Consider the following 11,147-nt stretch of genomic DNA (forward strand, 5'->3'; position numbering starts at 1 on the left):
GGACGGGACGGGGACGGCCCGGGGTCTCGCGGGGAGACACCGGGCCGTCAGGAAGATCGGGTCACTCGGGGCGGAGGCGGAGCTGCGCCATCCCCCCGTCGACCTCGATGAAGGTGCCCGTGGTGGAGCCCGCGGCGGGACTCACGAGGTAGGCCACCGCGGCGGCGACCTCGTCGGGGCTCACCAGGCGTCCGTGGGGCTGTCGTGCCTCCAACGCGGCCCGCTCGGCGGCGGGGTCGGCCGCGGAGTCGAGCAGTCGTCCGACCCAGGGCGTGTCCGCCGTGCCGGGGTTGACCGCATTGACGCGGATGCCCTCGCGCAGGTGGTCGGCGGCCATCGCGCGGGTCAGCGCCGACACGGCGCCCTTCGACGCGGAGTAAAGGGCCCGCTGCGGGAGCCCGGTGGTCGAGGCGATCGAGGCCGTGTTGCACACCGCGGCGGCCGGGGACTTCCGCAGCCAGGGCAGTGCCGCCGACGTCACCCGCGCGATGCCGGTGACGTTGATGGAGAGGACGCGCGCCCACTCGTCGTCGTCGTTCGCGGCGATGTCGCCCTGTGCGCCGATGCCGGCGTTGTTGACGACGATGTCGATGCGGCCGAAGCGCTCGGCGACGGCGGCGACGGCGGCGTCCACGCTCGCGCGGTCGGAGACATCGGCGGTGAACGCGGCGAAGCGCTCGTCGGCGTGGGTGGTGTCGCGGTCGAGGACCGCGACGGTGACGCCGTCCGCGTGCAGACGATCGGCGATCGCCGCACCGATGCCGGACGCGCCACCGGTGACGATGGCCACGAGTCCTTCCGTGCCGCCGTCGGGTCCCTGAGCCTGTCGAAGGGTCACTTCTCTGCCTCCCATGCGATGAAGTCCTGGCGCTGGCGGCCGAGGCCGTCGATCTCGATCTCGACCACGTCGCCCGCGCTGAGGTAGGGGTATTTGCCGGACAGAGCCACGCCCTGCGGGGTGCCGGTGAGGATCAGGTCACCGGGCTCGAGCGTCACATACTGCGACAGGTGGTGCACGATCTGCTCGACCGTGAAGATCATGTCGCTCGTGTTCGAGTCCTGTCGCGGCTCGCCGTTCACGAAGCTGCGGAGGCCGAGCGCCTGGTGGTCGACCTCGTCCGGCGTGACCAACCACGGACCCGTGGGGTTGAAGCCGAAGGCGATCTTGCCCTTCGACCACTGCCCGCCGGAGACCGCCATCTGGAAGTCGCGCTCCGACACGTCGTTCGCGGCGACGAAGCCGGCGACGTGCGCCATCGACTCGTCCGGGGAGTCGAGGTACGCGGTGCGGGTGCCGATGACGATGCCGAGCTCGACCTCCCAGTCGGTCTTCTCGCTCCCCCGCGGGATCGTCACGGCGTCGTTCGGGCCGACCACCGTGTTGGGCGTCTTGAGGAAGATGATGGGGATGGTCGGCGGCTCCGACCCCGACTCCGCGGCGTGGGCGGCGTAGTTCATCCCGATGCAGATCACCGCGCTCGGGCGGGCGATCGGGGCGCCGATGCGCATCGTCGCGGCGTCCGGCAGCTCGGAGAGCTCCCCGGCGTCGCGGGCGGCGGCGACGCGGGCGACGAAGTCCCCCGCAAGGAAGTCGCCGTTGACATCGGATGTCACCGGGCGGAGGTCGAGGTAGCGGTCACCCTCCAGGAGGACGGGGATCTCCGCCCCCGGGGTGCCGAGCCGCGCGAACTTCATGATTCTCCTGATCGTTCGGGAGGCCGCTGCTCAGCGGCCGGTCTCGTTGACAGTATAGACATCGGATGTTTACACTCCAAGAGATCCGCGCGGAAGAATGACCCGCGCATGGAGAGGAACCCCGTGAGCCGTATCGTCGCCCTCGACACCACCGACATCCGCTTCCCCACGTCGCTGAGCCTGGACGGCTCCGACGCGATGAACCCGGACCCCGACTACTCCGCCGCGTACGTCATCGTCCGCACGGACGCCGGCGACGGCATCGAGGGGCACGCCTTCGTCTTCACGATCGGCCGCGGCAACGACGTGCAGGTCGCCGCCATCGACGCGCTCGCCGGGCACCTCGTCGGGCGTGAGATCGAGCCGCTGCTCGACGACATGGGCGGCACGTTCCGCGAGATCATCGGCGACTCGCAGCTCCGCTGGCTGGGACCGGAGAAGGGCGTCATGCACATGGCCATCGGCGCGGTCGTCAACGCGCTGTGGGACATCAAGGCCAAGCGCGCGGGCCTGCCGCTCTGGCAGCTGCTCGCCCGGATGACCCCGGAGGAGCTCGTCGACCTCATCGACTTCCGCTACCTCACCAACGTCCTCACCCGCGAGGAGGCACTGGAGATCCTGCGCGCGGCGGAGCCCGGCCGGGCCGAGCGCGAGCAGCAGCTCCTCGCCACCGGCTACCCCGGATACACGACCAGCCCCGGCTGGCTCGGCTACTCCGACGAGAAGCTCGAGCGCCTCGCCCGCGAGGCCATGGCCGACGGCTTCACGCAGATCAAGCTCAAGGTGGGCGCGGACCTCGACGACGACATCCGCCGCTTCCGCAAGGCGCGGGAGGTGTGCGGCCCGGACTTCCCCATCGCGATCGACGCGAACCAGCGCTGGGAGGTGTCCGAGGCGATCGAATGGGTGAACGCGCTCGCCGAGTTCGACCCCGCCTGGATCGAGGAGCCCACGAGCCCCGACGACATCCTCGGCCACGCCGAGATCGCCCGCGGCGTCGCGCCCATCCGTGTCGCCACCGGTGAGCACGCGCAGAACCGGATGATCTTCAAGCAGCTCCTGCAGGCCGACGCGATCTCGGTCATGCAGATCGACGCCGTCCGCGTCGCGGGGGTCAACGAGAACATCGCCAACCTGCTGCTCGCGGCGAAGTTCGACGTGCCGGTGTGCCCGCACGCCGGAGGCGTGGGGCTGTGCGAGGCCGTGCAGCACCTGTCGATGTTCGATTTCGTCGCCGTCTCCGGCACCCGCGAGGGCCGCCTGATCGAGTTCGTCGACCACCTGCACGAGCACTTCGTCGTGCCGACCGACATCCAGGGCGGCTCCTACATGGCTCCCACCGCACCGGGCACGGGCATGGAGATGAAGGCCGACAGCATCGCGGAGTACACCTGGACGGGTGCGCATGTCCACGCCTGACCGCCTGACCGTCCCGACCCTCGGCTACGGTGCCGCGAACGTCGGCAACCTCTTCCGTGAGCTGTCCGACGACGACGCGTGGGCGGTGCTGGACGCGGCATGGGAGAGCGGCATCCGCTTCTACGACACCGCTCCGCACTACGGCCTCGGGCTGTCCGAGCGTCGCCTCGGAGCCTTTCTGCAGACCAAGCCGCGGGACGAGTACGTGCTCTCGACCAAGGTCGGCCGACTGCTGCGCCCGAACCCCGACCACGCCGGCGGCCTCGACACCGCGAACGACTTCCACGTGCCGGACGATCTCCAGCGCGTGTGGGACTTCTCGGCGGACGGCATCCGGACGAGCCTGGAGGAGTCCCGCGAGCGGCTCGGCATCGAGCGCATCGACCTCCTGTACCTGCACGACCCGGAGCGGCACGACCTCGACCTCGCGCTCGCCGAGGCCCTTCCCGCCCTGGAGCAGCTGCGCGCGGACGGCGAGGTGACCGCGATCGGCATCGGGTCGATGGTGTCGGAGGCTCTCGCGGCATCCGTGCGCTCGGCCGACCTCGATCTCGTGATGGTGGCCGGTCGGTACACGCTGCTGGAGCAGCCCGCCGCGGTCGACGTGCTGCCCGCGTGCCGCGAGACCGGGACGGGGATCGTCGCGGCGTCGGTGTTCAACTCCGGACTCCTGGCGGCGAACGAGCCGCGGAGGGACGGCCGCTACGAGTACGGACAGCTCCCCGACGAGCTGTGGGACCGCCTCGTGCGCATCGCTGCGGTGTGCGCCGATCACGACGTGCCCCTGCCGGCCGCGGCGATCCGGTTCCCGCTCCAGTCCGACGTGGTGCGCTCCGTGGTGGTCGGCGGCAGTCGCCCGGCGCAGCTCCGGCAGAACGCGGAGTACGCTGCCCGGGAGATCCCGTCGGCCCTGTGGGAGAACCTCGCGGCCGAGGGCCTGATCCCCGCCTCCTGACCTCCATCCACCGAGAGGAGCCGCCGTGCTCGAAGGAATCCACCCGCTGCTGACCGGGGAGCTGCTGCTGCATCTCGACCGGATGGGGCACTCCGACGCCGTGGTCGTCGCCGACGCGCACTTCCCGGCCTGGGGTCTCGGGGCGCGCGTGGTCGATCTTCCCGGCACCACCACGCCCGAGGTCGTCGCGGCCATCCGCAGCGTGCTGCCGCTCGACGACGCGCCGGGCATCGATCTGATGACCTCTGCCGACGGCGAGGTGCTGGACGTGCAGCGCGAACTCATGGCCGCCGCCGGCACGGAACTCGACACCACGCGCTTCGTCGAGCGCTTCGCGTACTACGAGGTGGCGAAGGAGACGTACCTCATGGTGCGCACGGGAGAGACGCGCAAGTACGGCAACGCACTCCTCCGGAAGGGTGTGGTCGGCCACCCCTCGGCCTGACCCGGGGGTTCAGCGCCCGACGGTCGACTCCCGCACGATGAGCTCGGCGGGGAACGGCGTGGGTGCCGGAGGCGCGGCGGTCGGATCGGCGAGGAGCTGCAGCAGCGCGGCCCCGGCGGCGCGACCGATCTCGTAGCCGGGCTGCCGGATGCTCGTCAGCGGCACCACGCCCTGGTGTGCGGCGGCCACGTCGTCGAACCCGACGAGGGCGATCTCCTCCGGCACCCGGATGCCGTGGCGGAGCAGCTGTGTCAGCACGCCGAGGGCCACCCCGTCGTTCGCGGCGAAGACCGCGTCGGGACGCTCTTCCGCCGGGAGATCCGTCAGGTGCGCCCCGGCCCGGAGGCCGTCTTCGGTCGTGAGATGCTCGACGTCGAGGACGGAGATACGGGCGTCGGTCCCCGCCACCGCGTCGCGCAGCCCGGCGAGACGATCGTTCGACTGGCTCACCGTCGGGGCTCCGAGGAACAGGATGCGGCGACGGCCGAGGGAGAGCAGGTGCTCGCCGGCCAGCCGTCCGCCGCCGCGGTCGTCGAAGGTGACCGCGGCGACGGAGGGCGAATCCCGGATGGGGCCGACGACCACCGAGCGGATCCCGCGAGTCGCGAGCTGTTCCAGCCGTGGCACGACATCGCCGCGCGGGTAGATGACGATGCCCTGCACCCGGTGGGCCTCGAACATGTCGATGTTCTGCTCCTCGCGGGCGGCATCGCGGGCGCTGTCGCTGAAGAAGAGCGACCAGCCGCCCTCACGGGCCACGTCGTCGACGCCGCGGGACAGGTCGTTGAAGTAGGGCAGCCAGGCGTCGAGGAGGATGAGGGCGAGGGCCTTGCTCGATCCTGCGCGGAGCTGGCGGGCCGACTCGTTCGGCACGAAGCCGAGCTCGGCGATCGCCGCCCGCACCCGCTCCCGGCTGGCGGCCCCGAGGACGTGCGGGTGGTTGAGGTAGTTCGACACGGTCGATGCCGACACCCCCGCGAGAGCCGCGACATCCTTCACGCTCGCGGACATGGGCCTCCTTCGGCGATGGACCGCAGGCGCGGCCGGATGAGGCCCAGGCTAGCGGACCAGTTGTAACGTGCCAAGAAAGTTCTTGACACCCCGACGGATGGCGACGTAGCGTGACTCGCACACCGGGCTTGTAACGTGCCAAGTCCGCGCGGCGACGGTGCCGGACACCCGCCGGAGGAGCGCTCATGAACACCGGCTGCCACGGACTCGTCTGGACGGGGACCTTCGACGCGGACGGCATCCGGCTCGCGGTCGAGAAGACGAAGCAGGCGGGCTTCGACCTCATCGAGTTCCCGCTGATGGACCCGTTCTCGTTCGACGTCGCCGCCGCCCAGGCCGCCCTCGCGGAGCACGGACTCGCGGTCAGCGCCTCGCTCGGGCTCTCCGACGAGACCGACATCACGAGCGGTGACCCTGTCGTGGTCGCCGCGGGCGAGGCGCTCCTGCTCCGCGCGATCGACGTGCTCGCCGAGCTCGGCGGTACGCACTTCTGCGGGGTGATCTACAGCGCGATGAAGAAGTACATGGATCCGGTCACGCCCGAGGGTCTCGCATCGAGCCGTCGCACGATCGCCCGGGTGGCCGACCATGCCGCCGAGCGGGGGGTCTCGGTCTCGCTCGAGGTCGTCAACCGCTACGAGACCAACGTGCTGAACACCGCACGGCAGGCGCTGGCGTTCCTCGGCGAGGTCGACCGCCCGAACCTCGGGATCCACCTGGACACGTACCACATGAACATCGAGGAGTCGGATATGTTCGCGCCGGTGCTCGATGCGGCTCCCGCCCTGCGGTACGTGCACATCGGCGAGAGCCACCGCGGCTATCTCGGCACCGGGACGGTCGACTTCGACACGTTCTTCAAGGCGCTCGGGCGCATCGGCTACGACGGCCCCATCGTGTTCGAGTCGTTCTCCTCGGCGGTGGTGGCGCCCGACCTCAGCCGCATGCTCGGCATCTGGCGCAACCTCTGGACCGACAACGACGAGCTGGGTGCGCACGCGAACGCCTACATCCGCGACAAGCTCGTAGCGGTGGACTCGATCCGCCTCCACTGACGCTCGGGCGGCGGTTCGAGACCAAGATGTTATTACAGGTCTTCCCTCGCCGCCGATCGTTAGATACATTTAGATACAACTTGCACTGACCCGGGTGCAGGTCGCAGAATTGATCCGATGTTTACGGCGGAACGGTCCGCCGCAATCGCGACAGAACCTTCAAGGAAGCAGGTGAGCGCATGAGTGGACCCATCCTGAGGGTCGAGGGGATCAGCAAGGGATTCCCCGGTGTCCAGGCGCTGAAGGACGTGCATCTCGAGGTGCGCGCCGGCGAGGTGCTCGTGCTCGTGGGTGAGAACGGTGCCGGCAAGTCCACCCTGATGAAGATCCTCTCCGGGATCTACACCAAGGACGAGGGCACGATCACGTTCGAGGGGCAGGAGGTCGAGCTCACCAGCCCGCTGCAGGCGCAGGAGCTGGGGATCACGATCATCCACCAGGAGCTCAACCTGATGCCCGACCTCACGGTCGCGCAGAACATCTACGTCGGCCGCGAGCCCACGACGGGCCCGTTCCTGTCGGAGCGGAAGCTCAACCGGCAGACGGCCGAGCTGCTGCAGCGCCTCGACATCCACCTCGACCCGCGCCAGCGCGTGGGCGAGCTGACGGTGGCCGAGCAGCAGATGGTCGAGATCGCCAAGGCGCTGTCCTTCAACGCCAAGGTCCTCATCATGGACGAGCCGACGTCGGCCCTCACCGACAGTGAGGTCGAGACCCTCTTCGTCCTCATCGAGCAGCTCAAGGCCCGTGGTACCGGCATCGTGTACATCTCGCACCGCATGGACGAGCTGCGCCGCCTGGCGGACCGGGTGACCGTGCTCCGCGACGGCACATACATCGGATCACTCGACAAGTCCGAGATCACGATTCCGACGATCATCGAGATGATGGTCGGCCGCGTGATCGACGAGGGCACCCGCCCGCAGGCGCGGGAGCACCTCAATGACCCGATCGTGCTCGACGTGCAGGGGCTCTCCACGCGGAAGCTCCTCAAGGACGTGTCGTTCCAGCTGCACAAGGGCGAGATCCTCGGATTCGCCGGCCTCATGGGCGCCGGCCGCACGGAGACCGCCCGTGCCGTCATCGGCGCGGACCACCGTGACGGCGGCACGATCACGATCGGCGGGCGTACCGTCCGCATCGCGCAGCCCGCGGACGCGGTCAAGCACGGCGTCGGCTACCTCTCCGAGGACCGCAAGCTGCTCGGCCTCATGCTCGAGCAGGACGTCACCTTCAACACCGTGCTCGCGTCGCTCGGCTCCTACGCCAACGGCATCGGGTGGATGGGCGACAGCAAGGCCAAGAACCGCACCAAGGAGTACGTGCAGCAGCTGCGGGTGAAGACCCCCTCGGTCAACCAGGTCGTCAAGCTCCTCTCCGGAGGGAACCAGCAGAAGGTCGTCATCGCCCGGTGGCTGATGCGCGACTGCGACATCCTCATCTTCGACGAGCCGACGCGAGGCATCGACGTCGGCGCGAAGGAGGAGATCTACCGCCTCATGCAGCAGCTCGCCGACGCGGGCAAGTCCATCATCGTCATCTCGTCGGAGCTCCCCGAGATCCTCCGGGTCGCGAACCGCATCGCCGTGTTCGCGAACGGTCGCATCACCGGGACGCTCCGCAACGAGGAAGCCAGCCAGGAGAAGATCATGCAACTCGCAGCCCACGGGGAGGAAGACTGATGAGCACCCCACAGCAGTCCGGATCGTCGACGACGACGATCATCCAGACGGCCGTCAACGAGGACACCGACAAGCGCGACGTCGCCGGGTTCCTCAAGCGGCAGTTCCAGCAGTCGCTCGCGTTCGGCACCCTGATCGTCCTGGTCATCTTCTTCTCGATCGCCAGCCCGAACTTCTTCACCTTCAGCAACATCGCCACGGTGCTGCTGTCGACCGCGGTCATCGGCATCCTCGCCCTCGGCACGACGTTCGTCATCATCACGGGCGGCATCGACCTGTCGATCGGCACCGGCATGGCGCTCTGCGCGGTGATGACCGGTGTGCTCATCACCAACCTCGGCCTGCCGGTGTGGGTGGGCGTGCTCGGCGGCATCGCGACCGGTGTGCTCATGGGGCTGGTGAACGGCGTCAACATCACGTTCCTGCGACTGCCTCCGTTCATCGCGACCCTGGCCATGATGATGATCGCGGGCGGCCTCGCCCTCGTGATCTCGAACGTCGCGCCGATCTACTTCTCGACCTCGGCTCCCGACTTCAAGAAGATCGCGCTCGGCGTGCTCATCCCCGGCATCCCGAACGCGGTGCTCATCACCGCGGCCCTCGCGATCGTCGCCTGGCTCGTGCTGTCGAAGACGCTGCTCGGCCGGTACACCTTCGCGATCGGATCGAACGAGGAGGCCACGCGCCTCTCCGGCGTCAACACCCGCCGCTGGACGATCCTCATCTACATGTTCGCCGGCGCCTTCACCGGCATCGCGGGCATCGTGATCGCCGCCCGCCTCGACTCGGCGCAGCCGCAGATCGGCACCGGCTACGAGCTGCAGGCCATCGCGGCCGTGATCATCGGCGGCACCTCGCTGCTCGGCGGCCGCGGCTCGATCCTCGGCACCGTGATCGGTGCGCTCATCATGAGCGTCCTCGTCAACGGCCTCCGGATCATGTCGATCCAGCCCGAGTGGCAGAACATCGTCGTCGGCGTCGTCGTCCTGCTGGCCGTCTTCCTCGACTCGCTGCGCAACCGCCAGCGGACCTGAGACACGGCGGCGGCGAAACCCGTGCCCGCCGCCGTCCCCGGCTCCGGCCGGACCCCGCGGAACCCTCCGCACAGGCACCACGAATGTCCACCCGCCGGTCCTGGCCGGCACCCACACAGAACAACGGAGTTTCCATGAAATTCGGCAAGAAGACCGCATTCGCGGCACTCGTGGCCGCATCCGCGCTCGTGTTCGCCGGCTGTGCCGGCGGCGGCGACGTGATCGAAGAGGGCTCGGGCGGCGACACCGGCAGTGGCGACGGCGAGATGTACATCGCCATGGTCTCGAAGGGCTTCCAGCACCAGTTCTGGCAGGCCGTCAAGAAGGGCGCGGAGGAGAAGGCCCAGGAGCTGGGCGTCAAGATCACCTTCGAGGGCCCGGCCGCCGAGACCGAGATCGCGCAGCAGCTCGAGATGCTGACCGCCGCGATCGACAAGAACCCGGACGCCATCGCCTACGCCGCCCTCGACCCCGAGGCGTGCGTCGCCCCGCTCGAGCAGGCGAAGTCGAAGGACATCCCCGTCGTCTACTTCGACGCCCCGTGCAACGGCGACGTCGGACTCAGCCTCTCCGCGACGGACAGCAAGGTCGCCGGCGCGCTGGCGGCCGAGCACATGGCCGAGCTGATCGGCGGCGAGGGCGAGGTCGCCATCGTCGGCCACTCGCAGATCAACTCGACCGGTGTCGAGCGTCGCGACGGCTTCGTCGAGAAGATCGAGGCGGACTACCCCGACATCGAGATCGTCGACATCCAGTACGGTGACGGCGACCACCTGAAGTCGGCCGACATCGCCAAGACGCTCATCGCGGCCCACCCCGACCTCAAGGGCATCTACGGCACCAACGAGGGCTCGGCCATCGGCGTCGTGAACGCCGTGAACGAGCTCGGCCTCGAGAAGGGCAAGATCACCATCGTCGGCTTCGACTCCGGTGCGGCCCAGATCAACGCCATCAAGGACGGCACCATGGCCGGCGCCATCACGCAGGACCCGATCGGCATCGGCGCCCAGGTCGTGCAGGCGGCCTACGACGCGGCCAACGGCGACGACGTCGAGGAGTTCTACGACACCGGTTCCTACTGGTACGACAAGAACAACATCGAGGACGACAAGATCGCCGCGGTCCTCTACGAGTGACCCGCACGACGGAGCCCCTCGCCTTCGGGCGGGGGGCTTCGTCGTGTCCGGGGGGACTCCGGTCCGTGGGTCCGTGGTCCGTGGTCCGTGGGTCCGGGTGCACGACCCCGGGGTGACTGCACGACCGGATCCCCGGTTTCCTCGTGCACCCGTATCGGGGTCGTGCAGACGAACCGGGTCCGGAGTCGGGTGGGTCTGGGGTCTAGGTCTGCGCCCGGGATGGGTCTGGGGTCTGGGTCTGGGTCTGGGAAGGGACACGACGAGGGACGAATGCACGACGCGGGGACCGATGCGTGGCCGGATGGGCGGTTCGGTCGTGCAGTCGTGACAGGGGTGTGCAGGTGAAACCGGAGGGCCGAGTGGAGTCGTTCGGCACGGGGGCGGTCGGCCTGAGGGATCCACGACTGTGAGACGGATGCACGACGTGGGGACCGATGTGTGGCCGGATGGGTAGTTCGGTCGTGCAGTCGTGGCAGGGGTGTGCAGGTGAAACCGGATGGCCGAGTGGAGTCGTTCGGGCCGGGGACGGTCAGCCCGAGGGGACCGTCCCCGGGGGACGGGGCACGACGAGGGACGGATGCGCGACGGGGGGACGAGGGCACGACGGGGAGGCCGGAACGGGCGTGCGGGCGTGGCGAGGTCGTGCAGGTGAAACGGGGAGACAGGACGAGACGGAGACGGAGGGGAGGAGGGGGAGACGGAGACGGAGTGGGGG

The 11,147-nt window shown here is 69.1% G+C and carries 10 protein-coding genes; 7 read left to right on the forward strand and 3 right to left on the reverse strand.

The window, feature by feature from the left end; all coding sequences use genetic code 11:
* Positions 1-61 precede the first annotated feature (61 nt).
* Together BV453_RS00985 and BV453_RS00990 are read right to left on the reverse strand one after the other, a co-directional pair.
* Positions 62-838 (reverse strand): SDR family oxidoreductase, encoded by a 777-nt coding sequence (locus BV453_RS00985; protein WP_249520641.1) that lies wholly within the window; start codon positions 836-838, stop codon positions 62-64.
* Positions 835-1,695 (reverse strand): fumarylacetoacetate hydrolase family protein, encoded by an 861-nt coding sequence (locus tag BV453_RS00990; RefSeq protein WP_085605536.1) that lies wholly within the window; start codon positions 1,693-1,695, stop codon positions 835-837. The genes BV453_RS00985 and BV453_RS00990 overlap by 4 nt, the downstream gene beginning before the upstream one ends.
* Before the next feature lie 123 nt (positions 1,696-1,818).
* Between BV453_RS00990 and BV453_RS00995 the strand changes: the two genes are divergently transcribed.
* From BV453_RS00995 to BV453_RS01005, 3 genes are read left to right on the forward strand one after another with little or no spacing between them, the layout of a single operon-like run.
* A complete protein-coding gene (locus BV453_RS00995; RefSeq protein WP_249520646.1) occupies positions 1,819-3,114 on the forward strand; it encodes an L-fuconate dehydratase in 1,296 nt (431 codons plus the stop codon).
* Positions 3,101-4,069, forward strand: a complete 969-nt coding sequence (locus BV453_RS01000; RefSeq protein ID WP_249520642.1) for an aldo/keto reductase — start codon at positions 3,101-3,103, stop codon at positions 4,067-4,069. Before BV453_RS00995 ends, BV453_RS01000 begins: the two co-directional genes overlap by 14 nt.
* 25 nt (positions 4,070-4,094) lie before the next feature.
* Complete coding sequence (locus BV453_RS01005) at positions 4,095-4,514, forward strand: RbsD/FucU domain-containing protein (protein ID WP_249520643.1); 420 nt, start codon at positions 4,095-4,097, stop codon at positions 4,512-4,514.
* A 9-nt stretch (positions 4,515-4,523) separates the two neighbouring features.
* Here the strand turns inward: BV453_RS01005 and BV453_RS01010 are convergent, their stop codons facing one another.
* Positions 4,524-5,525: a LacI family DNA-binding transcriptional regulator gene (locus BV453_RS01010; protein WP_249520644.1), complete on the reverse strand. Its 1,002-nt coding sequence runs from the start codon at positions 5,523-5,525 to the stop codon at positions 4,524-4,526.
* A 185-nt stretch (positions 5,526-5,710) separates the two neighbouring features.
* Between BV453_RS01010 and BV453_RS01015 the strand changes: the two genes are divergently transcribed.
* From BV453_RS01015 to BV453_RS01030, 4 genes are all read left to right on the forward strand, one after another.
* Positions 5,711-6,580 carry a sugar phosphate isomerase/epimerase gene (locus BV453_RS01015; RefSeq protein ID WP_249520645.1) on the forward strand — a complete coding sequence of 290 codons (870 nt, stop codon included), beginning with the start codon at positions 5,711-5,713 and terminating at the stop codon, positions 6,578-6,580.
* 179 nt (positions 6,581-6,759) lie between these two features.
* Complete coding sequence (locus tag BV453_RS01020) at positions 6,760-8,262, forward strand: sugar ABC transporter ATP-binding protein (RefSeq protein WP_025105377.1); 1,503 nt, start codon at positions 6,760-6,762, stop codon at positions 8,260-8,262.
* Positions 8,262-9,296: an ABC transporter permease gene (locus BV453_RS01025; RefSeq protein WP_025105378.1), complete on the forward strand. Its 1,035-nt coding sequence runs from the start codon at positions 8,262-8,264 to the stop codon at positions 9,294-9,296. The genes BV453_RS01020 and BV453_RS01025 overlap by 1 nt, the downstream gene beginning before the upstream one ends.
* 134 nt (positions 9,297-9,430) lie before the next feature.
* On the forward strand, positions 9,431-10,432 hold the full coding sequence (locus BV453_RS01030; RefSeq protein ID WP_025105379.1) for an ABC transporter substrate-binding protein: 1,002 nt from the start codon (positions 9,431-9,433) through the stop codon (positions 10,430-10,432).
* Positions 10,433-11,147 lie beyond the last annotated feature (715 nt).

Origin of the sequence: Microbacterium sp. ER1 (genome assembly GCF_023383675.1) — a bacterium.
Classification (GTDB): Bacteria; Actinomycetota; Actinomycetes; order Actinomycetales; family Microbacteriaceae; genus Microbacterium.